The organism is Polyangiaceae bacterium, assembly GCA_020633205.1.
In the GTDB taxonomy this organism is placed as follows: Bacteria; Myxococcota_A; Polyangia; order Polyangiales; family Polyangiaceae; genus JAHBVY01.
Window position 1 is genome coordinate 389,126 of record JACKEB010000013.1, and the last position, 25,330, is coordinate 414,455.

Sequence of the window (25,330 nt, forward strand, 5' to 3'; positions counted from 1 at the left end):
CTGCTGCAACGCGTCGAGCGTGTGCCGGTTCACAAGCCGCGCGGCGAGGTGACCGACGTCGTGGGTTTGGTGATCGAGGTCGGTGGCTTGCGCGCCGCCGTCGGTGACACCCTCGAGGTGGTGGGGTACCGAGGGCCGGTGGCGATTGAAGTGGTTGGTTTCCGCAAGGGAAGGCTGCTCGCGACACCGCTCGGCAACTTGGCAGGTATTCACCCCGGTGCGGAGGTTCGTGCCTCCGAGCGTGGCGGCGCCGTAGCGGTGAGCGACGCGCTCCTCGGGCGTGTCGTGGACGCCTTTGGGGTCCCGATGGACGGACCGGTGTTGACGAAGGAGACAGACTACCGGGAGGCGCACTCGCCGCCGCCGTCACCTTTCGATCGTCAACCCATCGACGCGCCCTTCGCCACCGGAGTGCGGGTGATCGACAGCATGCTCACCCTGGGAGTCGGACAGCGCGTGGGCATCTTCGCGGGCTCTGGCGTGGGTAAGAGCACGCTGCTCGGCATGATCTGTCGGGAGTCTCAGGCTGATGTGAACGTCGTGGCGCTGGTGGGCGAACGCGGTCGCGAGGTGAACGACTTCGTGCGAGTCGCACTTGGACCCGAGGGGCTTGCCAGGTCCATCGTCGTTGCGGCGACGAGTGATCAGCCACCGGTCGTGCGTGCGCGCGGGGCTGAGGCCGCGACTGCGATCGCCGAGTACTTCAGGGATCAGGGTAAGAGCGTGCTGCTCGTCATGGATTCAGTGACCCGCTACGCGATGGCGCTGCGCGAGACCGCGTTGGCTGCGGGCGAGCCGCCGGCGACGAAAGGCTATCCGCCGAGCGTATTCGCCGCGCTGCCGAAGCTGCTCGAGCGGACGGGCACGGGCGCCGGCAAGGGGGTCATCACCGCGTTGTACACCGTGCTGGTCGAGGGTGACGACCTCTCGGATCCTATCGCGGACACCGTTCGCGGTATTCTGGATGGTCACGTCGTCCTCAGTCGTAGCCTCGCGGAAAGAGGTCACTTCCCGGCGATCGATGTGTTGAAGAGCGTGTCGCGCTTGGCCCACGAAGTGGCGCCGGAGGAGCTGATCAAAGCCGCACATCGCGTCCGGGGTTTGCTTGGCGCCTATCGTGACGCCGCTGATCTGATCCAGGTAGGCGCGTATGTCAGGGGAAGCGACTCGCGCGTCGATCGGGCCATCAAGATGATGCCTGCGATCGACAATTTTCTGAAGCAAGCCGTCAACGAACATGCGCCAGCCGAAGAGAGCCACCGGCGCCTGGAGGGGCTGGCCAAGGCCGGGGGCGCTGAGTGAGCGCACGCAGCAAGCGCTTCCAGCGCCTTGCCGAGCTGAGGAAGCGCGAACTTGACGAAGCCGCAGGGAAACTCCAGCGGGCCGCTGAGGAGCTGCGCATGCTCACGAAAGAAGTCGAGACCTTGGAGACGCGCTTGGCCCAGGCCGTGCAGCAGCGCGCAGAGCTGGTGTCCTCGGGGGCGGAAGCCCAAGACTTCGTGTTCGCCGACAACTGGCAACGCAGCCAGCAACAAAAGCTCGCGCTGGCGAAGCGTGAGCACCAACAGGCGGAGCAGATCTACCTGCGAGCGCAGGCGCTCGTGATCCAGGCACGCGCCAAGGTGAAGGCGATGGAAACTCTGAAGGAACGAGCCGATCAGGAGCACGCGCGGATGCTCGAGGTCGCTGAGCGCAAGCTAGAGGACGACTTCGCGGCTCGCGTCGCGCGCAAGGAAAGCGCGTGAGCGGCCTCGGTACCAAGCCGAGTGCCTTGGAGGCTGGCCACCGCGAGCTCGCCGGCGACGGCAACAAGGCGGCTCAAGACGATACCCGCGTCGCCTGGATCCAGGCACTCACCGCCCAACTCCGGGGGGCGTTTTACCAGCTCCCGGAAGCTGAGAGTCAGATCGCTGAAGCGTCGCGCGGTTGGCGCTCCCCCGTCGGGCAGTTGTCGCCGAGCGAAGCGCTGTTTGGTGACGGCTCCGAGGAGACGCGGGCTCTGAGTAGCCTGCGCCTCGACCTGGCTGGCGGTGAACACGGCGACCTGAGCGTACTAATTCAGCGAGGAAACGCCGGGATGCGCGTGGTGTTCGAGGTGCAAAGTCAGACTGCGCTCGAGTGGCTCGACGCCGAACGCCAGCTATTGCTGGAGACGCTGCGCGCCCAGGGCCTTCGGGTCGCGGGTGTCGAGGTGTGCTTCGGTTCTGGCACTGCTCTTGCTCCTGCTGAACCTCGTGGTTCATCTCTCACAGCCCGTATTGCCGAAGCCAGCCGCCGTTTCGTGGCGGATGAGCCGGAAAAGCGCAAAAGCGATCGACGAGTCAACGTCGTGGGCTGATAGCGGCGCCAATCTGCTGGCGCTCCCGGAGGCGCGATGATTGACGCAACGAGCTCTATCTCTAGCGGGCTGTTGACCCAGCAAACCAAGGGCGGACAAGCCATGGGGAAGGAAGCCTTCCTCAAGCTCCTCGTCGCTCAGCTGCAGCATCAGGATCCCCTCGAGCCCCAGGACAACTCCGAGTTCGTGGCCCAGCTGGCGCAGTTCAGCTCCCTCGAACAGTCGATGGGCATCAACGATCGCCTGGATCTGCTAGCGACCCAGACTCGCGGTCTCGCGAACACCGAGGCCATCGGGCTGGTGGGCAAGCAAGTCACCGTGCGCGGGTCCACGATGCCGTACAACGGCAGCGGGAGTACCAACGTCGGATTCGACTTGGCGGGGAACTCCGCGGAAACGCACGTCACGATCCGCGACGCTTCGGGCAATGTCGTGCGCACGCTAGACGTTGGCGCTCGCAACGCTGGCAAGCAGTCGGTTGCGTGGGACGGCCTGGACGACGCTGGAAACCGCGTGCCCCAGGGTGTCTACACCATCAGCGTCGACGCTCAGACTGAAGCGGGGGACGCAGTGGGCGTGACTCAAGAGACAACGGGCACCGTCGAGGCGGTGTCCTTCGAACAAGGTTACCCGGTGCTGCAGCTCGACACAGGGGTCGAGGTGCCTGCATCGGATCTGATCAAAGTGAACGAGGATCCCGGCGGCTCCTCGGGCGCAGCCAAGTAGGAGAACAACGATGGTACTGAGAGCAATGTACGCGGGTGTGTCCGGTATGCGCGCCGAAGGCGAAGCGCTGGGCGTGGTGGGCGACAACATCGCCAACGTCAACACGGTTGGATTCAAGAGCCAGCGCGCGGTCTTTCAAGACGTGCTGGGGCACTCGATCCTCGCCGGTTCGTCAACGGCGCTGCCAGGTTCTGGCGTGAAGATCGGTGACGTCCAACAGATGTTCACCCAAGGCACGCTTGCGAGCACTGGGGTCTCTACGGACCTCGCGCTGAACGGTGACGGCTTCTTCGTGGTGAAGGGCACCGTCGAAGGGGTGAGCGGCAACTTCTACACCCGCGCGGGCCAGTTCAACATCGATCGCGACGGTATGCTGGTCAATCCTCAAGGTCTCCAGCTCCAGGGCTATGCGGCAAACCCTGATGGTTCCTTCAAGGCCAACGTGAGCGCGCTGCAAGTGCCCACCTCTGCTCTCGCCCCCAAGGCTAGCAGCATGATTGACATGACGGTGCAGCTCGACTCCGACGAGACCGTGCTCACCACGGCTTGGGATCCTCAAGATCCGGCAAATACCTCGAACTTCTCCACGTCGATCACGGTCTACGATTCCCTGGGGAACGGACACGCGATGGACGTGTACTTCCGCAAGACGGCGGCCGGCGCCTGGGACTATCACGTGATCGCGTCGGGTGACGAGGTGACGGCCGGTACTCCAGGTACGAACTTCGAGGTGGGCAGCGGCTCCCTGCAGTTCAACACCGCGGGCGAGCTGGTGGACGACACGGATCCCGGCTTGACCGTAGACTTCGTCGGCGCGACGCCTGGCCAGGCCTTGGCCTTCAACTACGGCGAGTCCTTGAACGAGGGTGGCACCGGCCTCGGTGGAACCACGCAGTTTTCCGCGCCTTCCAACGTCTCCGCTCAGAGCCAAGACGGCTACTCCACTGGCGACTTCGCCGGTGTGGCCGTGGATGGTCAAGGCGTGGTGATGGGGCTCTACACCAATGGACAGAAGCTCCCGCTAGGGCAGCTCGCGGTGGCCAAGTTCCGCTCGAACGATGGCCTCGGCCGCGCCGGGCAGTCGCTGTGGATCGAGACTCGGGACTCGGGTGTGGCGGCGATGGGCACCGCAGGTTCTGGTGGCCGTGGAGCGATCTCGGCCGGCGCCTTGGAGGGCTCGAACGTCGACCTCGCAGAGGAGTTCGTTGGGCTGATCCAGCATCAGCGCTCGTTCTCGGCGAACTCCAAGACCATCACGACTGCGGACGACATGCTGCAGGAGCTGATCAACATCAAGCGCTAGCAGGTGAGGCGGTGACTCAGGTTTTGTCGCCGCCTGCCGTTTCCTCTCTCAGAGGTATGTGACGTGGCTGACGAAAAGGCGGAAGCGAAGGCTCAGGACGGCGAAGCTCTTGAGCCGAAGAAGGGCGGCAAAGGCAAGATCATCCTCGGGATATTGGGGGTGCTCTTGGTGACCGCTGGCGGTGCGGGTGGCGCGATCGCTGGCACCCGACTCATGGGGCCTCCGCCCGCTGCGGCTCCTCCCCCCGCTCCTCCCAAGGAGGAGGAGGAGGACGACAGTAACCCGTACTCGGGCAAAGTCGCCGTCATCTCCAACTTCAACCCGATCGTGATCGATTTTCACGATCCCTCCGGCGACGTCCACCATTTGAAGCTCGCCGTGACCGCAGAACTCCCTGCGGAAATGCAGGAGAAGGAGTTCGAACTCTACTCTCCTCGGGGTCGCGAGGCGGCGATCGTCTACCTCCGCCAGCTGAAATGGGAAGACGCGATCAACCCCAAGAAGTTCGAAGAAATTCGCAAAGGGCTGAGTGAGGTCATGATCAAGGCCCTAGGCAAGAAGCGCGTCGAGAAGATCGTCATCACCGACTACGTGGCTCAATGACCGACGCTGTTTCGAAGCTCGCCTCCCCGTCGGCTGACGCAGAGGCCCGCCCCTCACTGGGGCTCGAAGATCTTGGAGCGTCCCTGCGACGCGGCGCGCCCAAGATCAAACCGCTGGATCTAACAGGGCGCGAACGACACCTGCGCTCGGCGATGTTCGCGATGACGAAGATCGCGGGTGGCTTCTGCGTAGGCGCGCGGCGCACGCTGCCGTTCTTGGTGCGCCAGCGCGCGCGCATGGTGACGGGGGCAGTGAGCATCTTCGAAGGCGGCAAGGAGCTCAACCTGAGCGATCGTGGGCCGGTCTTCATGGTGGTGCTCGACGGCGACGACACGCCGGCGTGGGGCCGGCTCTTCTTGGAGACCGACGCCGTCGGAATGGTGCTGGATGGCAGTCTGGGAGGGAACGCGGCGGTCGACGAGGAGCAGCCGGCGGAGCCGCTCCAGCTCCCCACGGAGCTGACCCTGGCGCAGCGCGCCTTGGTAGGACGGATTGCCCGGAACTTGGCTGACGATTTCGCGCGCGCCGTCTCACAGATCGTGGGCATCGAGCTGCACACGGTGTCCTTTCACGCAATTCCGCACGGAGAACCCATCCCGGGACCATCGTCCGACGGCCTTCAGGTCGAGGTTGAGTTTCAGGGTGTCATCGGCCATCCAAAGGCGATCCTCGCGCTCAGCGCGGAGTCTCTGGAAGCCGCCGCCCGCGAGCACACGGGGGAGCCTCAGGCCCCAGGGGATCCGCGAATGGCCGAGGCGCTGATCGATGTCTCGCTGAACGTGGTCGCCGAGCTCGGTCGGACCACGCTGGGCCTGCGTCGCATCCTGCGCCTCCAACCGGGCGAGATCTTGCGGCTGCCTACCGCGACGGATGATCCCGTGCCGATCCGTGTCGGCGGCCTGTTGAAGCTCGAGGGCTCACCCGTCATCAGTCGTGGTCAGCTGTCGGTAGAAGTGCGCGGACGCGCGCCGCGCAGCGCGAAGTGAGAGCAGCGTTGGCCCGTTGACGCTCTCGTCAGCCGGGCGTCGGGAGACAACGTGCCTCACCCCCAAAAGCCCGTGAAAATGCGTATTGGGGGACTGATCAAGTGGCACGTAGGTTGAATAGGAGAGGGTATGAGCGACCCCCTCGATTCAATCCCCCCCGCTCCGGGCCTCGACCCGCGCCTCGGTATCGGCGCCTCGGTGAGCCCGAGCTCTCCCGCTGGCGCGAGCATCCAACCCATCACCGGGCTCGACTCGCTGGGCTTCGTGATGGACGTCCCGGTGCAGGTCACCGTGGAGATCGGACGCAAGTCGATGAAGATCGGCGAGATCCTGCGCCTCGGGCCAGGCTCCGTCTTGGAGCTCGAGAAGGCGAACGGCGAGCCGCTCGATATCTACGTCAACGATCGCCTAATCGCCCGGGGGGAAGCGGTGGTGGTCGGGGAGCGCTACGGAGTGCGTTTGACCGAGGTGCTAGTGGGTGACGAGGTCGTCACCGGGGGCCTCTGATGAAGCGCATTCGCGGTTCCCTGGGGATTAGGGGGTTAGGCGCGCTGAGCGTGCTCTTGGTCTCGCCCTACGTCGCCGCACAGAGTGACGAGGCGCCCGTGGAGGCTGCGCAGATGGGGCCGCCGTCTGCTCCCGCAGAGCCCCCCGCTGCCCCGGCTGAGCCAGCTCCGGATACCGCCAGCGCAAGCGGGGAAAAGCAACCGACTCCCGACTGGATCGTTCGCAAAGCCAAGCCCGAGAGCCCAGCGGAGTACACGAAGCCCCAAACCAGCAGCTGGCGAGGAGTCTTTGCGTTGGTCTTCGTCATGGTGCTTGGCGGCGCTGCCATCTACGTGAAGCGCCGTCGCCGCCCAGCCTTGACCAAGCAGAGCGAGCTCGAGGTGCTTCATACGGCCAAGGTAGGACCGAAAGCCCAAGTCGTGGTGGCGCGCGTCGCCGGCCGCCGTCTGCTGCTCGGCGTGACCGAGAGCAACGTCAAGCGTCTCGCCTGGCTGGACGATGAGTCGCTGTACGCCACCGAGGAGGCTCCCGAAGCGGCGCCGGAGGCTCGAGACGAGTTGGCCCCGGTTGAGATCCCCGGGGAGACGAATTTCCGTGGGGTGCTCAAGTCTTTCCTGAGTGGGCGCACCCCAAGCGACATGCGTGAAGGGGACGCCGCCGCCGCGATCATCGCTCGCGAGACCCAAGACGTGGTCTACTCGAAGGTAGCCACCACGCTGCCAGCTCCACGTGAAGATCGAGACAATGAGGCGCGCTCCAAGGCCGCGCGTCGGGAGATGCTGCGTCAGCTCCTCGAAGAGGAAGAAGACGAAGTCGAAGGCCAGGTGGCGGGGCTCTTGAAGCGTCGGAGGTCGGCGTGAGCCCGCTCAGCCCACTCTTCGAGGGGACGCAGTCCCTCGCGCCTTCACTCAAGATCCTCCTGATCTTGACCCTGCTGGCGTTGCTGCCCGCGGCCATCCTCACGATGACGAGCTTCGTCCGCACCGTGGTGGTGCTGGGCTTCGTCCGTCAAGGCATCGGCGCGCAGCAGACACCGCCGAGCCAGGTGATCATCGGACTCTCGCTGTTCCTGACGTTCTTCACCATGGCGCCCACCTTCAGTGAAATGAAGACGGTGGGCCTCGACCCGTACCAGCGTGGAGACATCACGGAGGTTCAGGCTCTCGACGCGGCGAGCGTTCCGCTCAAGCGCTTCATGCTGCGCCAGACGCGCGAAGAAGATCTGCGCCTGTTCTATGACGCCGCGGCTGAGCCGCTACCCGCCACGCCGGACGATGTCCCGTTGAAGCTGGCGGTTCCCGCGTTCGTCATCAGTGAGCTCACCACGGCCTTTCAGATGGGCGTGATGGTGCTCCTGCCCTTCCTGGTGGTTGATATCGCGGTCGCGTCGCTCCTGATGAGCATGGGCATGATGATGGTTCCGCCGACCACCTTGAGCTTGCCCATGAAGCTGCTCCTGTTCGTGCTGGTTGATGGTTGGAATCTGGTTGCGGGATCGCTGCTGCGTAGCTTCGCTTGAAGCCTCGCGGAAATGGGAAAACGGATATGACGACTGACAGCGCAATTGAACTGATCCAGAACGCGATGTTGATGACCGCCAAGGCGGCAGGACCACTGCTGCTCGTCGCGTTGGTCGTTGGTCTGATCGTCGGCGTGCTACAAGCGGCGACTCAGGTCAACGAGGCGAGCATCAGCTTCGTGAGCAAGCTGGTTGCCGTGGGCGTGATGCTAATCGTTCTTGGGTCGTGGACGATGCGCTCGCTAGTCGACTACACCCAGCGCAGCATCAGCTCGATTTCCAACGTCGTGCGCTGAGGCAGCATGGACTTCGACGCCTGGCTTCGCAACGAGACCGCGACGTACTGTCTCGAGATAGCCAGGGTCACCGGGCTGATCATGATCGCGCCCATCCCGTGGGTGAACGCACCCAAGCGGGTCAAGGCCGGGCTGGCGATGCTCCTCGCGTTCGTCGCCCACGGCTACGCAGGCGTGCCTGACGCAATAAACACGCCGGTCGGCATGGCACTCGGGATTGGAAGTGAGCTCTTGATCGGGGGAGCCATGGGACTGGTGGTGCTGTTCACGATTGCGACCGTAGAGGTGCTGGGCGACATCGTGAGCCCATCGATGGGCTTCGGCATGGCGCAGGTGCTCGACCCCACGAGCCACACCCAGGTGAGCGTGGTCACCACCATGTTTCGCTACTTCGCGCTGCTCATTGCCCTGATGGTCGGCGCGCATCGCGTGATGATCGCGGCGCTCCTCGCAAGCTTTCAAGCGATCCCTGCGGGAACGCTGGTCGACCCCGGGGCGCTGTTTCCGCGATTTCTAGAGCTATCCAACTTGGTGTTGGTCACCGGCGTGCGCTTCGCTTTGCCGGTCTTGGCGGTGCTGTTCATGGTCCAGCTGGCACTCGGATTCGTCTCCCGAGCCGCGCCAGCCATGCAGATCTTCAGCGTCGGCTTCGCCGTGACGCTCGCGGTGGGGGCCCTCGTGCTGCTCACTGCGCTCCCTGACTTGGGGGTGTTGATCGTGAATGAGACCGGTCGTGTCGGCTCTCGGATCGAGAGCTTGCTCGTTGAGCTGAGCCCTTAGCAGGGTGTTCGCACACCCTGCCAATCAACAGCTTGGCGGCCACGATTCTGCGCTCGGGAGCTGATCCATGTCGGACAGCGACGACAGCGAGAAAACAGAAGAACCGACACCAGAGAAACGTCGCAAGGCGCGGGAAGACGGACAGTTCCCACGCGCAAAAGACTCTGGGCCAACCGTCGCGACCTTCGCCGCGCTCGGAACCATCTCCTTCACCGGCACGCTGATGGGCGAACGCCTGGTAACCTTCGCCCAGCGCTCCTTCTCCGAGCCCTTCGAGCTAGTGCACGGAGACGTGGCCGTGGTCGGGCAACGCCTGATGATGACCATCGCCGCGATCGTCATGCCCGTGCTACTCGCGGCGATGATCGGAGGCACAGCGATGGGCTTCGCCGAAGCAGGCTTGAACCCACGCTTCGAGCTCTTGGAGCCGAAGTGGGAGCGCCTCGATCCCATCAGCAAGATCACGCAGATGCTCTCGCCCAAGGCGGCGCTAGTCAACATCGTGCTCCAGCTCGGGCGCGTCGGTGCGTTGGCCGTCGTCGTCTACACCACCGTCGTCGACGCTTTGCCGCTCCTGATCCGCACCAGTCGAGCGGCCCTCGAAGGCGCCGTCCTACAGGTCGGTGACTCCGTGATGACCCTCGCGGTCAGAGGCAGCATGGCGCTCGCGATCCTCGCCGCCCTCGACTACGGACAGAACTGGTTCAAGCACGAAAACCAGCTAAAAATGAGCCGGCAGGAGCTAAAAGAAGAGCACCACCAGCAGGAAGGCGACCCCAAAGTGCGCGCACGGCAGAGGCAGCGCGCACGGGAGATGGCCAAACACGGCATGGTCCAGGCAGTAAAAGAAGCCGACGTGATCCTTGCCAACCCGACTCACGTCTCCGTCGCCATCCGCTACCGCGCGGATGAAGGAGCGCCCATCGTCGCCGCCAAAGGCTACGACGACATCGCGCTCTACATCCGCGAGCTAGCCAAAGAGCACCAAGTACCCATCATCACCAACGTGCCCCTCGCGCGAGGTCTTGCGTCAAAAGTCAAAGTCGGGAGGCACATCCCGCCGGAGATGTACGCGGCCGTCGCGGAAGTGTTGGCGTTGGTCTACCGCATGAAGGCGCAGGCGGGGCGGCGGGTTCGGGGGTAGGGGCGGGTTTTTCGGGGACTTCGGTTTTCGGTTTCGGTTTCGGTTTCGGTTTCGGCTCTGGCTCTGGCTCTGGCTCTGGCTCTTCGGGATCAGGATCGGGGATCGGGATCGGATCCGGGGATCGGGATCGGGATCGGGATCGGGATCGGGATCGGGATCGGGATCGGGATCGGGATCGGGATCGGGATCGGGATCGGGATCGGGATCGGATTGTTTTGTTTCCGTGGGGTAGTGGTGGGCAGGCGCGTGCCAGCGGGGGCTGGCACTGGCGCCTGCGGGATGGGGTTGGGGCTTTTCGGGTTTTGGTTTGTCGGCTTCGCGGGTTTTTGCTCGGCCTCTCGGCGGGGGCTCGGGGTGAGCCCCGCCTCGGGGGCCTACGAAAGGCCTCTCGGCTCGGGGTGAGCCCCGCCTCGGGGCCATTGCTCGGCCTCTCGGCGGGGGCTCGGGGTGAGCCCCGCCTCGGGGCCTCCTGAAAGGAGCCAAACCAATGAGTCTTCAAGTTCTTGACCTTGCCCTCGATGGGATCTCTCAGCTGCGGCCCGTTGTTGCGCGCATCAAGCGGCACGACCGCCCGCTCGCGAAGCAGATCACGGACGCTGCAAACAGCGTCGTGCTCAACATTGGCGAAGGGGCATACAACGACCCCGGTACCAGCAAGGCACGCTATTTCACTGCCATGGGCAGCGCCAACGAGGTGCGCGTTGGCGTGCGTGCGGCGCTGTGTTGGGGCCACTTGAGCGAGGGGCAGGCGTCGGTCGTCGTCGAGCGCTACGACCGAGTCGTGCGGGTGTTGTATCGCCTCGTGCACCGCTAGCCCTAGAGACCACAAGGGCGCGTCCGCAGGCGCGCCCTCGTGATAGCCTCACTCTGTGGAATTGCCGTCGGGATCTCGACTGGTGTTGCTCATACTGCTCGGTGGTTGCTCGCCCGTGCCGGAAGCTCAAGCGCCGCCTTCGGAGCCGCCGGTTGTGCCGGTTGCTCACCTGCCCGAGCCCGACCCGCCAAAGCCCGATGCGCCCGAACTGTCAGCAGAGCCGGTAGAGGAGCCAGTAGAGGAGCCAGCCAAACCGCCAATGCTCAGGGCCTCCAGCCGGAGGACTGGCTCGTCGCCCATGAAGTGCCTGCCCCGACCGCTGCTGCATTCGTTAGGAACCTTATCCGCGTGGAACCAGCAGAGGATTACACGTGTGAGGGCGTCGTGGTGGGCACGCAGGAGCTGCTCGATTGTCGCGTCTTGCGCTTGGTCGACCAGAAGGACATGACCCGCGTAACCTATCAGCGCGTGCTTGTCTCCGTTGCGAAGGCGAAGCCGACCGTCGCACTCAAGCTCACCACCACTATCCAGTCGATGGATGTAGAGGAGCCGCTCCAGCCACCTCTGCTGGAGCTCGCGCTCACCTACGCTGAGGGCTCCAGCCTGATCGTGGATGACCGCGATGGGTACAACGGCTGCGACCCCGCGATCGCGAGCGCCCGCGAGGTCGAACGCAGCGCAAGCAAAGCCTGGGGCAGCTTCGATTTGAAACTGATACGCGCCGCCTGTGCGGCGCGCGGCGTGTATCGCTTTCAAGCTGGGCGCTTCGTGCGCCGCGTGGGGCCGAAGCGTGGGGCGCCGGGCACCAGCGGGCCGTAGCGCGGGGATGCGTATCGGCTAGACTCGTGCGCACCATGGGCTTGGACGCTTCCGTGCGCTGTCGCTGTTTCGAGGAGGGAAGGTACTCCAAGCCGCCGTTCCCGATTTGCATCGATGAGGAGTCAGGGTTTCCAGCGCTTCAGGGGCAACGAACGCCGGAGGAAGAGTCGGAGTTCGAGCGTTGGCTGCCGAAGGCCTGTGAGCATGGCGAAATGATGCTCGCCTTCGAGTGGATCTCGAACTGGAGCTGGGTCAACGCTTTTCATCGGCTCCTGCATGCTATGCCAGAGCGCACCCCTCGATTGTTGTCGGTCCTGCCGACCGAGAATTCTGGTCTGGTAGCCGTCGGTGACGCTGAGTATTGCCTTGCGGAACTAGATTCTTTCGAGCGAACCTTTCACGGCGAGCTGGTGGAAGTGCTCGACCAGGAAGACCACTTCCGAGTGGTTGCGTTCCTCGTTGCAAACGGCGACGGACATGGCAGCTGGGAGAACGGCAGGTGGGAGGTCGGCACGGATGTGGAGGGCGTCTATTTCCGGCAACGCTCGGGGGCGCGCCAAGTGTTGCGGCCGGGTGCCGAGCGTGTCGGCGAAGACGAACGCTACGTGGTCGTGATCCGTCGTGCGGCTGAGTTTACTCACCTGCTGGAGCCGCTGCGTATCGTCCTCCAAGCGTCGGTCGACAGCGGAAACCCTGTGCGCTGGAGCTAGAGTGCAGCGGGTCCGTTGTGTGTTAGTCTCTTGAAGATCAAGAGGCGTTCGTGCTCTCGCGGGCGCTCCTTATTCAGAACAAGCGAGCCGCAGGACGTGAGCAGGACCTGGTGGACGTTCACTGGCTTGAAAAGCACTCGCGAACCGAGCCGTGAGCTGACCTAGATCGCGCCGCAGTTGCCGCTGCACAGGTAGCGCAGGTCGGCTTCGCGGATGGCTCCGCAGTTGCCGCTGCAGGCGTAGCGGGCGTCGTCGTTGCGGATGGCTCCGCAGTTGCCACTGCAGGCGTAGCGGGCGTCGTCGTTGCGGATGGCGCCGCAGTTGCCGCCACACAGGTAGCGCACGTCGTCGTTGCGAATGGCTCCGCAGTTCTTGCTGCAGAAATAGCGGGCGTCGGCGTTACGGATGGCGCCGCAGTTGTTGCTGCACAGGTAGCGTAGATCATCCCCGCGGATCCCGAGCAGGAAGGCTGCAGCGGCTTTCGCGCTGGCCTTCGGCTTCTCGTCGTCGCCCGCCGCAGCCGACGACGTCTGCGCGACGACGAATCCAATCAGCGCGCATGCCGCAAGCGAGCTTCGCAACCAACGCATGTCGGGCACTCTAGCCCCTGCTGCTGCTCATGCAAAATCAGGCGGCGCGCTTGACGCAGCGCCCCGTGATTCCGGAGGATGTGCCATGTTTTCCAAGCCGTATTTGCTCTGCGTCGTGCCGGTCCTGCTGCTGAGCGCCTGTGACGAGCAGGAAGCGCCAAGCGCGGCGAGCTCGGCGACTAGCTCCGCAGCACCACTGGACTCCGCAGCCGTCATGGAGAAAACGCTTGCGGGCGCTGAAGCGAAGGCCCACTTGATCGGCATCACTCGTGGCGTGATGGCGGCCGCGTTGAAGGAACCTGCGGCGAGCGACACGCTCCCGACGGATGATGACCAAGGCAGCAGCAAGAAGCTGCCCGACAACGCGAAGCCGGTTCCCGCCAACGCGGACGACGTGAAGGGCAAGGCGTACACGAGCACGCCCGCGGACTGGGAGGCGTGGGCACCCATCGGCTTCCGCCTGAGCTCCCCGCAGAAGTGCCAGTATGAGTGGACGCGGGAGGAGGACACCCGGGGCTACGCGAGCGCCAAGTGCGACTTCGACGGCGACGGCAAGCTAGACCTGCACGCCAAGCAGCGCGTCATCATCCTCGACGGCGTGCCCAAGGTGGGCGTGCTCGAAGAGGTGGTTCCCCTGCAGAAGTGAAGGCGGCTCAGCGCCTGGCTTTGGGCGCGCCGTTTCGCCGCCGTGCGCGCTTGCGCATTGGCTTGCCGTCCAGTACCGCGCGGATCAAGTGCACGGCTTCGGTGTGCAGCTGGCACACGCGGCTCTCGGTCACGCCCAGCACTTCGCCGATCTCGCGGAAGCTGCAGTCCTCTTGGTAGTAGAGCGCGAGCACCATCTGCAAGCGCTCCGGTAGCTCGTCGATGGCGTTTGCGACGGCGCCAATGATTTCTTGTTTGGCGGCTTGCGTCTCAGGAGACGCTTCATGGGTGTCGGGCTCCGCGATGTCCGTGAGCTCGAGCCGTGCGAAGCCTGCTTCGCCGATTTGACCCAGCAGGTCTTGGTACTCTTCGAGGGGAAGCCCGAGCTCCGCAGCCACTTCGTCTTCCGCTGGCGCGCGACCCAGGCGCGCGGTCAGCTCCGACACGGCCTGGGTGATCTTCCGCGACGCGCCGCGCATCTTGCGGCTCATCGGGTCGAGCATGCGCAGGTAGTCGAGGATGGCGCCGCGCACTCGATACGACGCATAGGCCTCGAAGTGGTCGTCAGTCATGTCCTCGGTGCGGCGCCCAAGAGCCTCCACCATGCCCATCCAACCAGCGCTGATCACGTCGTCGATGGTGATGGAGGAGGGCAGCGTGCGCACGGTGCGCATCGCGATGCGGCGCACTACCGGGAGGTAACGGTCGTAGACTTCGCGTTGTGCGCGGACTGATGTAGCTAGGGCGCTCGGGCTCTCTGACCCGGTGCCGAGTTGGGGCTCGTTGTTCATGATGCCTCCGGAAGGATCGCCTCCAAGAGGGAGTCGAGCTCGGGGTTGTGGATGTCCTCGGGGACCCGCGGTCCGTCGCAGACGAAGGCGATGGGCAGGCCACTGGGCATGGCGGCGTGGAGCACACCACCCAGCTGCTCGCACTCGTCCACCTTCGAGATCACCAGGGCGCTGACGCCCGGGTCCTCGTACTGGCGCTTGATGCGTTCGACGTCGCGGGCGCGCATCCAGCCTGGCAGCACCAGCAGCGTCTCCTGGGTGATTGAGCAGCTCTGCAGGCAGCGGGAGAGGAGCGCCGTGGGACCGTAGTCATTCGGGGTGCGCCCGGGGGTGTCGACGAGGATTACTTCCGCGCGGGTACGAGCGATGGCTTCCGCGAAGTCGTCGTGTCGCTTGATCACCTCGAGCTCGATCCCCAGGAGTTGTGCGTAGCGGCGCCATTGCTCCACGGCGCCGACGCGGAAAGTATCTAGCGTCAGCACCGCGACCGAGCGCCCGAGGTCAAGCTTCGCCTGAGCTGCCAGCTTCGCCAGGGTGGTCGTCTTGCCTACTCCCGTCGGACCCACCACCGTGAGCACCTGACGCCCCGGGCGGTTTAGCAGGTTCGGCAGCAGCAGCAGGCGCTCGCCGATGCGTTTCCTCAGCCAGCGCTTGAGCGCCGCTTCGTCCTTGGCGACGCGGCCGGCGCCGCGAGCGAGCTCCTGGCTGAGCTTGCCCTCGATGCCGATGCTGTGGAGCAGCTGCTGCACCCGCTCCTTTGGCGGACGCGACGCGTTGATCTCTTCGAGCATTGCGCGCAGCTCCAGCAGCTCTCGTTCGATCTCCGCGGGAGCCATGTTGCGCAACGCAGAGGGCGCCTCGCGCTCGCTCCCGCGACGGGGAGTCTTCGGCATGTTCCAGCGCCGAACGCTGCGCTTTGGCGCTGACTGTTCTTGTAGCTCAGGGGTGAAGGGCTTGGCGCGGGAGTTCTGGCCAGGGCCTGCGGTCACTTCGACATAGCCACCGCGACCACCGCTTGACACTTGCCGCGTGGATTCGATGACGGCGTCAGCTCCCAGTGCGGCGCGCACGTGGGCGAGGGCTTCGCGAACATCGTTTCCTCGAAAGACTTGCTGGGTCATGGCGGAGTTCCTGGGTCAGAGGGGGCGAGCTCAAGCGCTCGCGCGGGGGGCCGCGTTGAAGGACACGGTTTCGATGGGACGGATGGCGGCGCCTGGCTCGAGCTCGCGGAAGGAGAGCACTCCGAGTTGAGGGCAGCGCCGCTCGGCGAAGGCGCGCACGTAGCGCCTCAGGTCAGGGCTGGTGATGACGCACGGCCTGCGGCCGGTGTTTTCCATGCGTTGCACCGCGGAGGCGAGCTGGTCGCCGAGGCGGCGAGCCATCTCCGGGTCGAGGGCGCCACCGGTGCCCGCGGCTATTTCCTGGAGGGAACGGCGGAACATCTCCTCCACCTGGGCGTCGAGCACCAGGGTCGCGAGGTGTCCTTCGTTGTCGGTATGAGCGGCGGTGATTTGACGCGACAGGCGTTGACGCACCATCTCCGTCAGCTGCTCGGTGTCTCGGGTGCTTGGCGCTATCTCGATCAGCGCCTCGAGGATGGTCCTGAGGTCGCGAATCGAGACTTGTTCCTTGACGAGATTGCGCATCACCTTGAGCACCTCACCGAACGTCAGCAAGTTCGGTACCAAGTCGTCGACCAGCTTCGGGTTGCCCTTGGAGAACACGTCGAACAGGTGTTGGAGCTCTGCGCGACCGAGGATTTGGTGAGCCGAGCTACGCGCGACTTCCGCCAAGTGAGTGGCGATCACCGTCGTGTGGTCGACGACGGCGTAGCCCAGTGCCTCCGCCAGCTCCCGCTCGCGCGAAGGGATCCAGCGCGCTGGAGTGCCGAACGCGGGATCGCGCGTTGCTTCGCCGTCGATGGGTGGGGCGGTACCGCTCGGATCCAGAGCGAGCAGCCGGCCTGCGCGCAGGTTGCCCTTTGCCAGCTCGGTTCCCAGGAGCATCATGCGGTACGTGCTCGGCTCGAGCTGCAGATTGTCTCGAATGTGGACCGGCGGAATCACCACGCCCAGATCCAGGGCGAGCTGCTTGCGCAGCCCGGAGATGCGGTCCACCAGGTTGCCGCCAGACTTGGGATCTACCGCGTGGATCAGCTCGTAGCCGACCTCGAGCGCCATCACGTCGAGGGGCAACGCCTCCTCGAGCTCTTCAGTTGGGCTCTTGGGCTTCTCCACGACTTCAGGTGGAGGGGCGAGTTCGAGCGCTTCTTCCTTCTTTCCGCGTTGGTACGCGGTCCAGCCAAGCGCCGCGGCGATCGCCAGGAACGGCACGGCGGGCATTCCGGGCACCAAGGCCATCACCGCCATCATCCCGCCGGTCGCGGCGACGGCCTTGCGGCTCCCGAGGAGCTGGCCACTCAACGCCCGGCCGAGCTGTTCGCCGGTTGCGGAGCGCGTGACGACGACGCCGCTCGCGGTGCTCATCAACAACGCCGGCATCTGAGAGACCAGCGCGTCACCGACCGAGAGAATGGAGAAGGTCCTTGCGGCGTCGCCGATGTTCATCCCCGCGGCAACACCCAGCGCGAGCCCCGCCACCAGGTTGATCGCCGTGATCAAGAGCCCAGCGATCGCATCGCCTTTGACGAACTTGCTCGCACCGTCCATGGCGCCGAAGAAGTCCGCTTCGCGCTCGAGTTCTCCTCGCCGCGTCCGCGCTTGCTCAGGTGAAATTTGGCCGGCGTTGAGATCGGCGTCGATCGCCATCTGCTTACCGGGCATGCCGTCGAGGGCGAAGCGCGCAGCCACTTCAGCGACGCGTCCTGAACCTTTGGTGACCACGACGAAGTTGATCACCACCAGGATCAAGAACACGACGAGGCCGACGACGACGTTGCCGCCGACCACGAAGTTGCCGAAGGTCATGATGACCTGTCCGGCGGCGTCCTGACCTTCAGCGCCGTGGAGCAAGATCAAACGCGTCGTCGCGATGTTGACTGACAGCCGGAGCAGCGTCGCGACCAAGACGACCGCAGGAAAGGCGCTGAACTCCAGCGGCTTCTCCATGAACAGGCCGATCAGAAACACGCCGATGGCCAGCGCCATGCTGACGGCGAGCAGCACATCCACCAGAAACGGCGGCATGGGCAGCACCATCATCATGATGATCCCCACCACGCCGATCGGAACCGTCAGATCGTTGGGCGATCCCTTCTTGCTATCGGCGACGGCGGAACTCACGCGGCCAGGTTTGCGAGACCCGTGCCACGGCTCGCCCCGTCAGCCCGACCAGTCATCCGCGAAAGGCGCGGGCTTTTTTGGGGGTGAGGCGCGGTGGTCGGTCGCTGAGGGCGTCATCCCGTTGGCGCTCAGCTCCTCCTTTGAGTGTCGACGTTTTGTCACCGTCTAGGCTTGCCCCGGTGCGTCCGCTGCGGTTCGCTCCCCATCACAGGGGGTCAAACGCCCCAAGGCTCGTTTGTTTTTGCTGTGGGGCGTAGGGAGCCTTTGAGTGCCTGCGTCACACCCTACGAGTCTCGAGAGCGGTGTTGAGTCGGCCCTACGGCAGCCTCACCCACCCCAAAAAAACCATTAACACCCTCTCGAGACTCGGCATTCACCACGGGCTCTGCGCCCGCGATTCGGCAATCGAACAGCGACCCCGCTCTTTGCGGGCGCCAAGGAGAAATCTCACATGCGTCGTATCCAGAACAGCTCGCTCCTCGTGGCATTGGCCCTGGCCCTTGTCCCCGTTGCTTGCTCTCAAGAGGAGCAGGCCCCCGAATCGACGGAGCAGAAGCAAGAGGTCACCCAGCCCACCGAGGCACCGAAGACGGTCGACAAGGACAAGCTCAAGAAGGGCTTCGGGAAGTTCGGCAAGGGCCGTCACGGCAAGTTCGGTCGCGGAAACAAGGGTCCAGCGCAGCTGCTGGTGAAGACCGCGCTGAAGGATCTGGAACTCACTGAGGAACAGAAGACGAAGATCGCCGCGCTGAAAGAAGAGAAGAAGGAAGCCAAGGGCGACATGAAGGCCGATCGCGGGGCGATGAAGACCGCGATGATCGAAGCCGCCAAGGCCGGGAAGATCGACGAGAAGGCGTTCGAAGCCCAGACCGCCAAGATGAAGGAGAAGCAGGAGGCGCGCACCGCGGCTCAGGTGAAGCTCCTGAACGGCCTATACGGCGTGCTGACTCCTGAGCAACGCACGACCTTGGTGACCAAGGTCAAGGCGGAGATGGAGACTCGCCAGAAGAAGATGGAAGAGATGCAGGCCAAGTGGGCCGAGCGCGCGAAGGACGGCGACCAAGCCGCAGCGCCTGGAGACATGAAGGGCCCGCATCGTGGAATGAAGGGCATGAAAGGCATGCACGGCATGAAGGGCATGCACGGCATGAAGGGCGGCTTCGGCATGCTGGCGCGCGGCCTCGAGCTGACCGAGGACCAACAGACGAAGCTCGACGCGATTGCTGAGAAGGGCAAAGCCGACATGCCCAGCGCCGACGACATGAAGGCGCAGCGCGAGGCCATGCACAAGAACGTGATCGCCGTGCTCGACGCATTCGCCAAGGACGGCTTCGACGCCAGCAAGTTCGACCTGTCCCCGAAGCACAAGGACGCCGGCGAGATGATGAAGAAGCACGTCGCGCAGATGAACGAGTTCCTCGCCGTCCTCACCCCTGAGCAGCGCACCAAGCTCGCGGAAAACCTGGAGAAGGGACCCGCGATGATGGGCAAGGGCCACGGCATGAAGCGTGGCGATCGCGCAGCACCGGATATGGATGACCAAGGCGCAGATGACGACGACCTGCTCGGCGGGGACCTGGACCAGGGCCTCGACGAGATCGAGGACGACGTCATGGGTGACGACCAAGCCGCTGAGTGAGCTGGTTCCACAAGGCAACAACTGGAGGCCCGCACGTCTACTGACGCGCGGGCCTCTTGCGTTCTTGTGCGGGTCCTAGCGCCTCATTCCTCGCCAGGCGCTGCCTCGATCACCGGGAAGGGATACACTCGCCACTGAGCGCGATCCTCATCGTAGTAGGCCTCGAAGCCGCGGTAGAGGAAGTTCGAGCCTTCGCACAGCAAGAGGCCGTTGACTGAAGTCGAACTTTCGCTTGGCGCAGGTCCCAGCGGCTCGAAGTAGGCGCCACGGTTGTAGTCTGCGAGATCGCCAGGCACGTCCCAGACGATGCGCACCCGCTGCGGCGGACACGGTGTCTCGCTGTCGTCGGTGTACACCCAGCCGTACTTCTGTGCTTCCTGCATCACCTGCAGGTCGAGCTGCGCCGTGCGTGGCGCCACCTTGGGCGTGGTGACCAGGGGTACCTGCGCTGCCACTGCCGCGGGTCGCGTCGCGGCGCCGCCCGTCTCTGGCTCCGACTGACGAACGCTTCGAGCCGGCGCCTTGCGAATTGCCGGTTCCGCGCGGCGTGCGACTGGTGCTTGAGTCGGCTGCGCAGTCGCGCGGGCTTTGCTCTGGGGCTCCGGTGCAGCTTCAGGGCTCCGCAGTAGCCAGTAGCCCCCCGCGACCAAGCACACCGGCACCAACCAGAGCCAGCGCTTGCGGCGGCCGTCCTCGGAGGGTACCGCCGCAGTTCGCTTGCGCACCACCTTCTTGCCGCTCATCGTGTCCTCCGTCGGCGGGTCAGCGCGACGCTCACTCCAGCGAGCGCGAACCAGAGCAAGCCTGACGGCGCTTGAGACTGTTTCCCTGCGGTAGAGCAGGAACATCCAGAGTCGTCGCTCAGCACCCTGGTACCGGGGCCAACGCCCGAGCCGCCCTCCGCTGAGTTAGAGCCCGCCACGCCGCCCGTCTCGTCAGCGCCTCCGGCGCCGCCACTAGCCCAGCTGCCGCCCCCTCCGCCGCCGCCCCCGGTGCCGCCGCCTGTGCCCGGAGGCGCGCCCCAGTCGTCATCCAGCAAGTAAACCCCAGGGCCGCTGGCCTGGATCAGCACTGGGCGAGCGCGCACGTCGGGTCCTTGCTCTAGGGCTGCGAGGTCGGCTGCTTGCCACACCTCGATGCTGTTCCAGTCGAAGCCCCAGGCATCCATGACCGCTGGGCTTGGGATATGCCGCTTCACATCGCCATCGATCAGGTAGACGGCGGGGCTCCCGTCGTCTGACTTGGCGAGCACTGGTGCGGGCACGACGTCGTCGCCGGGGTCGTGGTTCTGAAGCTCCGCGTCGGAGACCGGCATTACGTCCCAGAAGTAGGAGAAGCCCCAGGTTGCGAAGACGTCTTGGCTCGTCACGTGACGCAGCACGCCTGAGGGGACATTGGGCTCGCAGCGGAAGCTCTTCGGGCTGTTCGTGAGCTGCGAGTTCGCACCGCCTGAAGTGTCGATGCCGTAAGCGTAGACGCTGTGCTCTTGGCCGTCATGTAGGCTGAGGGGTGAGGCGACTTCGTAGGCGTGCTCGCAGGAGCCAAGCGCGCCGCATAGATCCTCGCGGTACTGGTCTGCGGTGAGGGCCACCGACGTCGCGGCTGCATCTCCCGCCGGCCCGTCGAAGTACAGATGCACGTCGTTGGGGCTGCCGGCGGTGTCGACGTCTTGGCTCCAGCCTCCGACGGACTCGCAGTCCGCGGTGTCGAGATAGCCCTTCGGCGGTTGGTTCGAAGGCAGGGGCGACGTCCACCAGGTGGTTTCTTGACGAGCGCCTGGCCACGCCCAGCTCAGGTGGATGTGGTCGGTGTGGGGGTTGGACCCGGTGTAGGCCTTCCAGCCAGCGGTCGCGCAGCTGCCGTTTGGCGAGCGGTAACTGCCCCAGATCTGCTTGTTCCAGATGAAGTACATCAGGCCGAAGCGCCGCGCCAAAGCGCACGCGTTGCCGTGCTCATCAGTCTTCAATAGCCAGTTGATGGCCGTGCTCGCGATGTCCCGCTGATTTGCGTCGTTGTAGTTGAGGCCCCAGTCGAAGGCGCGCCCTTCCTTGTGCTCGCTGGTGCCTCCTACGTTGCACGCACGAATGATCCCGAGGTTGCTGCTCACCGGATACGTCGCCAGCATCAGGCTGCGGAAGTCCTTCGCCCCGGGCTTCTCGCTGGGGTCGCAGGTGGACTGCGAGTTGTAGTCAGCGAACCCGTCAATCGCCGCGCCGAAGGACGGCGTTGGGGGCTCTGGCGCGGCGGCTGCGGGGGTGGTCAAGCTGCTGACCCCGCCGAAGCAAAGGCTGGCAGCGGTGACGCTGAGGAGCTGGTGCCAACCGGAGCGGCGCGACAGGGAAGCAGGACGCATGTAGGGGCTTTTGCAGCCGATGTGCCAGAGCTAAAGCCTAGTGATTCTCATAGGTTGGATGGCGTGGCCAGGCGCCTTTTCACAGTTCGTGCAAGTGCAATACACAAGCGCCTGTGCGCTGGGCCTGGGGCTCGGGGAGACGGAACCGTGCCTCGCGGCTGCTCCGGTTGTTTGCGCGAGGAAACACTGCGCGCCCGTTGCAGCCGGGGCCAAGCGCCGTGGTTTTGACGTTCGAGGGTCGGTACAGTGTCAGGCGGTCGGCGCTCGGAGCCCAGCGTCAAGCCGTTGACATCCGTGGGGCAAGGGCGCCGGGGCGTCGCGTCGGTCTTGCCCCAGGGGGCCAATTGCCTTGTTTTTGGCTGTATTGCCCGCTTGCGGACCTCACCCCCAAACCCGTCGCAGGACCAAACTGAGACTGGCACACCGGCTGCAAACGTTCGCTTCATCCACGGCGGGTCACCCGCCTTTCGAAGGAGTCGCGTTCATGATTATCGAGAGCCAGCGCTTCGGCACCATCGAGTGCTCCGAAGAAGATGTGATCAATTTTCCCGCCGGAATCATCGGCTTCCCCGATGACACCCAGTACATCCTGCTTCAGCACAAGACCTCCAGCGCGATTGGCTGGCTGCAGTCGACCACCTCGGCGCACGTGTCGCTGCCCGTGGTGAGCGCCCACGGCTTGGCGCCGGAGTATCCCGATGTGCCCGTTGGCAACGCGGCTCGGGGGATTGGGCTCGAGGGTGAAGAAGGCGACTTCGCGGTGCTCGCGGTGTTGTGTGCCCGCTCGGGTCTACCCGCCACCGTCAACCTGCTCGCGCCGATCGTGATCAACGCGGCGACCCGCACTGGAGGCCAGGTGTTCCTCGACGGCTCGCGCTTCACTACCCGTGAGCTCTTCGTGATGCCCGCAGCGGAGGTCGAGTCGGCTTCCGACGACACCCAAGACGCTGCTCCGGAGCTGGCCGAGGCCGCTACTCCCTGAGTTTCGTCACTCCGCCGTGGAGCCTGTCGCCACGGTGATTCTGCCTGAGCGACGATGCGCCCTCTCCCCTGCGCGGTGAGAGGGCGCTGGCACTTTTGTGTGCTGGACTTCCGCTGGGGATTGCACCACGAGGAGGCGGTGCCCACGTACTACCTGACGCCCGCCGGCGCGAAGAAGATCGCCGATGAGCTGAACCGCTTGATGCACGTCGATCGACCCAAGATCGTTCAAGAGGTGAGCGACGCCGCGGCTCAAGGGGATCGCTCCGAAAACGCGGAGTACATCTACGGCAAGAAGAAGCTCCGTGAGATCGATCGCCGGGTGCGTTTCTTGCGGAAACGCTTGGACAACTGCGAGGTCGTCGAGACCTCCGGCGCGCTGCTCGACACTGTGCGCTTTGGAGCCAGCGTCAAGGTCGAGGACGAAGAAGGGGAGGAGCGCGTGTACACCTTGGTTGGCCCAGACGAGTCGGAGCCGAGCCTCGGCTACATCAGCTTTCAGTCCCCCATCGGCCGTGCCCTGTTGAAGAAGAAGGTCGGCGACACCGTCGTGGTGCAGCGCCCAGCGGGTGAGCTCGAGCTGACGATCTTGGATATCCGCTACGAGTGAGCCGCTACGCGGAACTCGATCTCCGCGGGAGCCACCTCGACATCGTCCAGCGCGCGCCAGCTGTGCTCAGCGTTGCGCATCAAGAGGGCGTGATCGAGCTGGATACTTCCCGGAGGAAACAGCTTGGGGTCGTCGTAGAGAGTCGATGCCGCCTGCGTGACACTGAGCGCTTCAGTGCGCCAATCGTGAATGTCCAGGCAGAGCCCGTCGAGCCTGCCTGAGTCTTGCGTCACGGAGTACCCGTTGCACCCCGCACGGAAGAACTCTGAAGCGACTGACAGAGAGGGGAACACGGACTCCGCCGGCCACTCGCTGCTCGCGACGCCGTCGACTTTGATGCGGACGCCGTCTGCTGCTGTCATTTCCAAGCTGACTCGGTCCGCAGCATCACTCACGTCGAACTGTCCGAGGTGGTGCTCGCCGGGGAACAAGCGCCCGCCCAGTGGTTCATGCGGGAGCTCGTGTCACGCCGAAAGACGTACACCGCTGGCTTACCGTGCAGCCTGACCGCAACACGATGCGCCGCGTTCTCGCTTGATAGCGTCAGGCCTTTGGGGAGCACCGAGCCCACGAAGGAGGGCCGGAGCTGCTCCAGACGAATCAGGCATATGCCCGCCACGCCTTGTCCGCCCACCAACTGCGGCTCCATCGGTGAGGGGAGCAATCGCGCGAGTACCGCTGGATCGACGCGGTAGTTCAGCAAGATCCGACGTGCGATCAGCCCTTCGAGTTCAGGTACTCGCATGATCCGAAGTACGCCTCAGGCAGATGGGGCGTTCCAAAGCTTTTTGACGCAGTCTCGAATCACACTCCAGTTGAGCCGGGGGCTGTCTGCAATTACCGTCCGGCCGTCCAGATTTTGCGCGGCGGAGACCCGCTCGCGCCCAGGGTTAAAAACCGAGGAGAAGACATGGCTGACATTCGTTTCGACAACCGCGTGGCAATCGTTACTGGCGCTGGAGGCGGCCTGGGCCGCAGTCACGCGATGCTCCTCGCGAGCCGCGGTGCGAAGGTCGTGGTCAACGACCTCGGCGGCTCCTTCGACGGCACCGGGTCTGGTCACAACATGGCGGACAAGGTGGTCGAGGAGATCAAAGCGGCGGGCGGTGAAGCGGTCGCCAGCTACGACGGCGTTGATACCTTCGAAGGCGCCGAGAAGATCGTTGCGACCGCGAAGGACGCCTTCGGCAAGGTCGACATCGTCATCAACAACGCCGGCATCCTGCGCGACGTGTCGTTCGTGAAGATGACCCTGGAGGACTGGGACAAGGTGCTCAAGGTGCACCTCACCGGCACCATGAACGTGACGAAGGCCGCTTGGGGTCTCCTGCGCGACAACAAGTATGGTCGCGTGATCAACACCACCAGCGCTGCGGGGCTCTATGGCAACTTCGGTCAGGCAAACTACAGCGCGGCCAAGCTTGGCATCGTCGGCCTGGGCAAGACGCTGGCGCTCGAAGGCGCGAAGTACGACATCAAGGTCAACACCATCGCGCCGATCGCGAAGAGCCGCATGACCGAGACCGTCATGCCGCCGAACGTGCTCGAGAAGTTGCTGCCAGAGTACGTGTCGCCCCTCGTCGCCTACTTGGCTTCGGAAGGCTGCTCCAGCACCGGGGAGACCTACGCCGTCGGCGGCGGCTACATCAGCCGCGTGGCAGTCGTCGAAGCGGGTGGCGTCAGCCTCAAGCAGCACGCGCCGGAAGACGTCGCTAGCGCCTGGGAAAAGATCAACGACCTGTCCGAGGCGCAGCCCTTTGAGAACGCGATGCTCGCCGCCGGTCAGGCGATGAAGCACGTGATGGGCTGAGCAAGGCGCCGGCAAACTCACGGCCCTCCGCTCCGGGGGGCCGTTTTTTTGTGCCGGGAGGCTGGCCGGGCCTGATGCGGCAAAGCGGCGTTTGCGCGACCTGCAGCACCGCTCTACAAGCCAC

The 25,330-nt window shown here is 64.7% G+C and carries 30 protein-coding genes; 21 read left to right on the forward strand and 9 right to left on the reverse strand.

Features of this window, described 5'->3' with window-relative positions; translation table 11 throughout:
- The 13 genes from H6718_18000 (at window position 1) to H6718_18060 (ending at window position 10,202) form a co-directional block, all read left to right on the forward strand.
- Complete coding sequence (locus H6718_18000) at window positions 1–1,302, forward strand: FliI/YscN family ATPase (protein MCB9587298.1); 1,302 nt, start codon at window positions 1–3, stop codon at window positions 1,300–1,302.
- The gene (locus H6718_18005; protein MCB9587299.1) at window positions 1,299–1,745 is read left to right on the forward strand and encodes a flagellar FliJ family protein; all 447 of its coding nucleotides are present in this window, start codon (window positions 1,299–1,301) and stop codon (window positions 1,743–1,745) included. Before H6718_18000 ends, H6718_18005 begins: the two co-directional genes overlap by 4 nt.
- Window positions 1,742–2,338: a flagellar hook-length control protein FliK gene (locus H6718_18010; protein MCB9587300.1), complete on the forward strand. Its 597-nt coding sequence runs from the start codon at window positions 1,742–1,744 to the stop codon at window positions 2,336–2,338. Before H6718_18005 ends, H6718_18010 begins: the two co-directional genes overlap by 4 nt.
- Before the next feature lie 36 nt (window positions 2,339–2,374).
- Window positions 2,375–3,064 carry a DUF2271 domain-containing protein gene (locus tag H6718_18015; protein ID MCB9587301.1) on the forward strand — a complete coding sequence of 230 codons (690 nt, stop codon included), beginning with the start codon at window positions 2,375–2,377 and terminating at the stop codon, window positions 3,062–3,064.
- A 10-nt stretch (window positions 3,065–3,074) separates the two neighbouring features.
- Window positions 3,075–4,367, forward strand: a complete 1,293-nt coding sequence (locus H6718_18020; GenBank protein MCB9587302.1) for a flagellar hook protein FlgE — start codon at window positions 3,075–3,077, stop codon at window positions 4,365–4,367.
- A 63-nt stretch (window positions 4,368–4,430) separates the two neighbouring features.
- Window positions 4,431–4,970: a flagellar basal body-associated FliL family protein gene (locus H6718_18025; protein ID MCB9587303.1), complete on the forward strand. Its 540-nt coding sequence runs from the start codon at window positions 4,431–4,433 to the stop codon at window positions 4,968–4,970.
- Window positions 4,967–5,956, forward strand: a complete 990-nt coding sequence (locus tag H6718_18030; protein MCB9587304.1) for a FliM/FliN family flagellar motor switch protein — start codon at window positions 4,967–4,969, stop codon at window positions 5,954–5,956. Before H6718_18025 ends, H6718_18030 begins: the two co-directional genes overlap by 4 nt.
- Window positions 5,957–6,085: 129 nt before the next feature.
- Window positions 6,086–6,463, forward strand: a complete 378-nt coding sequence (gene fliN / locus H6718_18035) for a flagellar motor switch protein FliN (GenBank protein MCB9587305.1) — start codon at window positions 6,086–6,088, stop codon at window positions 6,461–6,463.
- Window positions 6,463–7,323 (forward strand): flagellar biosynthetic protein FliO, encoded by an 861-nt coding sequence (locus H6718_18040; protein ID MCB9587306.1) that lies wholly within the window; start codon window positions 6,463–6,465, stop codon window positions 7,321–7,323. Before fliN ends, H6718_18040 begins: the two co-directional genes overlap by 1 nt.
- Complete coding sequence (gene fliP / locus H6718_18045) at window positions 7,320–7,982, forward strand: flagellar type III secretion system pore protein FliP (GenBank protein ID MCB9587307.1); 663 nt, start codon at window positions 7,320–7,322, stop codon at window positions 7,980–7,982. The genes H6718_18040 and fliP overlap by 4 nt, the downstream gene beginning before the upstream one ends.
- Before the next feature lie 26 nt (window positions 7,983–8,008).
- Entirely contained in the window at window positions 8,009–8,278 is a 270-nt protein-coding gene (gene fliQ / locus H6718_18050) for a flagellar type III secretion system protein FliQ (GenBank protein MCB9587308.1), read from the forward strand.
- Window positions 8,279–8,284: 6 nt separating this feature from the next.
- Window positions 8,285–9,058: a flagellar biosynthetic protein FliR gene (locus H6718_18055; protein MCB9587309.1), complete on the forward strand. Its 774-nt coding sequence runs from the start codon at window positions 8,285–8,287 to the stop codon at window positions 9,056–9,058.
- A 67-nt stretch (window positions 9,059–9,125) separates the two neighbouring features.
- Window positions 9,126–10,202, forward strand: a complete 1,077-nt coding sequence (locus H6718_18060; GenBank protein ID MCB9587310.1) for an EscU/YscU/HrcU family type III secretion system export apparatus switch protein — start codon at window positions 9,126–9,128, stop codon at window positions 10,200–10,202.
- Window positions 10,203–10,291: 89 nt separating this feature from the next.
- On the opposite strand, the gene H6718_18065 is transcribed toward H6718_18060, so the two are convergent.
- A complete protein-coding gene (locus H6718_18065) occupies window positions 10,292–10,468 on the reverse strand; it encodes a hypothetical protein (GenBank protein ID MCB9587311.1) in 177 nt (58 codons plus the stop codon).
- Between the two features lie 221 nt (window positions 10,469–10,689).
- On the opposite strand from H6718_18065, the gene H6718_18070 reads away from it, so the two are divergent.
- The 3 genes from H6718_18070 to H6718_18080 all read left to right on the forward strand — a co-directional run bounded on the left by H6718_18070 (window position 10,690) and on the right by H6718_18080 (window position 12,545).
- Window positions 10,690–11,016, forward strand: a complete 327-nt coding sequence (locus H6718_18070; GenBank protein MCB9587312.1) for a four helix bundle protein — start codon at window positions 10,690–10,692, stop codon at window positions 11,014–11,016.
- A gap of 348 nt (window positions 11,017–11,364) precedes the next feature.
- Window positions 11,365–11,835, forward strand: coding sequence for a hypothetical protein (locus H6718_18075; GenBank protein MCB9587313.1), 471 nt, complete (start codon window positions 11,365–11,367; stop codon window positions 11,833–11,835).
- 26 nt (window positions 11,836–11,861) lie between these two features.
- A complete protein-coding gene (locus tag H6718_18080; protein MCB9587314.1) occupies window positions 11,862–12,545 on the forward strand; it encodes a hypothetical protein in 684 nt (227 codons plus the stop codon).
- 161 nt (window positions 12,546–12,706) lie between these two features.
- Here the strand turns inward: H6718_18080 and H6718_18085 are convergent, their stop codons facing one another.
- Window positions 12,707–13,135, reverse strand: coding sequence for a hypothetical protein (locus H6718_18085; GenBank protein ID MCB9587315.1), 429 nt, complete (start codon window positions 13,133–13,135; stop codon window positions 12,707–12,709).
- Window positions 13,136–13,220: 85 nt separating this feature from the next.
- Here H6718_18085 and H6718_18090 point away from each other — a divergent pair, with 85 nt between their 5' ends.
- Window positions 13,221–13,781 (forward strand): hypothetical protein, encoded by a 561-nt coding sequence (locus tag H6718_18090; protein MCB9587316.1) that lies wholly within the window; start codon window positions 13,221–13,223, stop codon window positions 13,779–13,781.
- Window positions 13,782–13,788: 7 nt separating this feature from the next.
- Here H6718_18090 and fliA read toward each other — a convergent pair whose 3' ends face one another.
- From fliA to flhA, 3 genes are read right to left on the reverse strand one after another with little or no spacing between them, the layout of a single operon-like run.
- A complete protein-coding gene (fliA, locus tag H6718_18095; GenBank protein ID MCB9587317.1) occupies window positions 13,789–14,571 on the reverse strand; it encodes an RNA polymerase sigma factor FliA in 783 nt (260 codons plus the stop codon).
- Complete coding sequence (flhF, locus tag H6718_18100; protein MCB9587318.1) at window positions 14,568–15,692, reverse strand: flagellar biosynthesis protein FlhF; 1,125 nt, start codon at window positions 15,690–15,692, stop codon at window positions 14,568–14,570. The genes fliA and flhF overlap by 4 nt, the downstream gene beginning before the upstream one ends.
- 30 nt (window positions 15,693–15,722) lie before the next feature.
- The gene (gene flhA / locus H6718_18105; protein ID MCB9587319.1) at window positions 15,723–17,813 is read right to left on the reverse strand and encodes a flagellar biosynthesis protein FlhA; all 2,091 of its coding nucleotides are present in this window, start codon (window positions 17,811–17,813) and stop codon (window positions 15,723–15,725) included.
- A gap of 451 nt (window positions 17,814–18,264) precedes the next feature.
- Between flhA and H6718_18110 the strand changes: the two genes are divergently transcribed.
- Window positions 18,265–19,452 (forward strand): Spy/CpxP family protein refolding chaperone, encoded by a 1,188-nt coding sequence (locus tag H6718_18110; GenBank protein MCB9587320.1) that lies wholly within the window; start codon window positions 18,265–18,267, stop codon window positions 19,450–19,452.
- Between the two features lie 83 nt (window positions 19,453–19,535).
- Here the strand turns inward: H6718_18110 and H6718_18115 are convergent, their stop codons facing one another.
- Together H6718_18115 and H6718_18120 are read right to left on the reverse strand one after the other, a co-directional pair.
- Complete coding sequence (locus tag H6718_18115; GenBank protein ID MCB9587321.1) at window positions 19,536–20,195, reverse strand: hypothetical protein; 660 nt, start codon at window positions 20,193–20,195, stop codon at window positions 19,536–19,538.
- Window positions 20,192–21,805, reverse strand: a complete 1,614-nt coding sequence (locus H6718_18120) for a hypothetical protein (GenBank protein ID MCB9587322.1) — start codon at window positions 21,803–21,805, stop codon at window positions 20,192–20,194. Before H6718_18120 ends, H6718_18115 begins: the two co-directional genes overlap by 4 nt.
- A gap of 484 nt (window positions 21,806–22,289) precedes the next feature.
- On the opposite strand from H6718_18120, the gene fliW reads away from it, so the two are divergent.
- Together fliW and greB are read left to right on the forward strand one after the other, a co-directional pair.
- Window positions 22,290–22,787, forward strand: a complete 498-nt coding sequence (gene fliW, locus H6718_18125) for a flagellar assembly protein FliW (protein MCB9587323.1) — start codon at window positions 22,290–22,292, stop codon at window positions 22,785–22,787.
- Between the two features lie 54 nt (window positions 22,788–22,841).
- Window positions 22,842–23,396: a transcription elongation factor GreB gene (gene greB, locus H6718_18130; protein MCB9587324.1), complete on the forward strand. Its 555-nt coding sequence runs from the start codon at window positions 22,842–22,844 to the stop codon at window positions 23,394–23,396.
- Here greB and H6718_18135 read toward each other — a convergent pair.
- The gene (locus tag H6718_18135) at window positions 23,387–23,758 is read right to left on the reverse strand and encodes a hypothetical protein (GenBank protein MCB9587325.1); all 372 of its coding nucleotides are present in this window, start codon (window positions 23,756–23,758) and stop codon (window positions 23,387–23,389) included. The two genes, greB and H6718_18135, sit on opposite strands and share 10 nt — an antisense overlap.
- 29 nt (window positions 23,759–23,787) lie before the next feature.
- Entirely contained in the window at window positions 23,788–24,141 is a 354-nt protein-coding gene (locus H6718_18140) for a DUF2071 domain-containing protein (GenBank protein MCB9587326.1), read from the reverse strand.
- Window positions 24,142–24,306: 165 nt separating this feature from the next.
- Here H6718_18140 and H6718_18145 point away from each other — a divergent pair, with 165 nt between their 5' ends.
- Complete coding sequence (locus tag H6718_18145) at window positions 24,307–25,206, forward strand: SDR family oxidoreductase (GenBank protein ID MCB9587327.1); 900 nt, start codon at window positions 24,307–24,309, stop codon at window positions 25,204–25,206.
- Window positions 25,207–25,330 lie beyond the last annotated feature (124 nt).

Bases quoted from the DNA above. Each gene is read 5' to 3' on its own strand.
- H6718_18015 (MCB9587301.1), top strand. From the start codon at position 2,375: ATGATTGACGCAACGAGCTCTATCTCTAGCGGGCTGTTGACCCAGCAA.
- H6718_18020 (MCB9587302.1), top strand. From the start codon at position 3,075: ATGGTACTGAGAGCAATGTACGCGGGTGTGTCCGGTATGCGCGCCGAA.
- H6718_18030 (MCB9587304.1), top strand. From the start codon at position 4,967: ATGACCGACGCTGTTTCGAAGCTCGCCTCCCCGTCGGCTGACGCAGAG.
- fliN (MCB9587305.1), top strand. From the start codon at position 6,086: ATGAGCGACCCCCTCGATTCAATCCCCCCCGCTCCGGGCCTCGACCCG.
- H6718_18040 (MCB9587306.1), top strand. From the start codon at position 6,463: ATGAAGCGCATTCGCGGTTCCCTGGGGATTAGGGGGTTAGGCGCGCTG.
- fliQ (MCB9587308.1), top strand. From the start codon at position 8,009: ATGACGACTGACAGCGCAATTGAACTGATCCAGAACGCGATGTTGATG.
- H6718_18055 (MCB9587309.1), top strand. From the start codon at position 8,285: ATGGACTTCGACGCCTGGCTTCGCAACGAGACCGCGACGTACTGTCTC.
- H6718_18060 (MCB9587310.1), top strand. From the start codon at position 9,126: ATGTCGGACAGCGACGACAGCGAGAAAACAGAAGAACCGACACCAGAG.
- H6718_18070 (MCB9587312.1), top strand. From the start codon at position 10,690: ATGAGTCTTCAAGTTCTTGACCTTGCCCTCGATGGGATCTCTCAGCTG.
- H6718_18085 (MCB9587315.1), bottom strand. From the start codon at position 13,135: ATGCGTTGGTTGCGAAGCTCGCTTGCGGCATGCGCGCTGATTGGATTC.
- H6718_18090 (MCB9587316.1), top strand. From the start codon at position 13,221: ATGTTTTCCAAGCCGTATTTGCTCTGCGTCGTGCCGGTCCTGCTGCTG.
- fliA (MCB9587317.1), bottom strand. From the start codon at position 14,571: ATGAACAACGAGCCCCAACTCGGCACCGGGTCAGAGAGCCCGAGCGCC.
- flhF (MCB9587318.1), bottom strand. From the start codon at position 15,692: ATGACCCAGCAAGTCTTTCGAGGAAACGATGTTCGCGAAGCCCTCGCC.
- H6718_18110 (MCB9587320.1), top strand. From the start codon at position 18,265: ATGCGTCGTATCCAGAACAGCTCGCTCCTCGTGGCATTGGCCCTGGCC.
- H6718_18115 (MCB9587321.1), bottom strand. From the start codon at position 20,195: ATGAGCGGCAAGAAGGTGGTGCGCAAGCGAACTGCGGCGGTACCCTCC.
- H6718_18120 (MCB9587322.1), bottom strand. From the start codon at position 21,805: ATGCGTCCTGCTTCCCTGTCGCGCCGCTCCGGTTGGCACCAGCTCCTC.
- fliW (MCB9587323.1), top strand. From the start codon at position 22,290: ATGATTATCGAGAGCCAGCGCTTCGGCACCATCGAGTGCTCCGAAGAA.
- greB (MCB9587324.1), top strand. From the start codon at position 22,842: ATGCGCCCTCTCCCCTGCGCGGTGAGAGGGCGCTGGCACTTTTGTGTG.
- H6718_18135 (MCB9587325.1), bottom strand. From the start codon at position 23,758: ATGACAGCAGCAGACGGCGTCCGCATCAAAGTCGACGGCGTCGCGAGC.
- H6718_18140 (MCB9587326.1), bottom strand. From the start codon at position 24,141: ATGCGAGTACCTGAACTCGAAGGGCTGATCGCACGTCGGATCTTGCTG.
- H6718_18145 (MCB9587327.1), top strand. From the start codon at position 24,307: ATGGCTGACATTCGTTTCGACAACCGCGTGGCAATCGTTACTGGCGCT.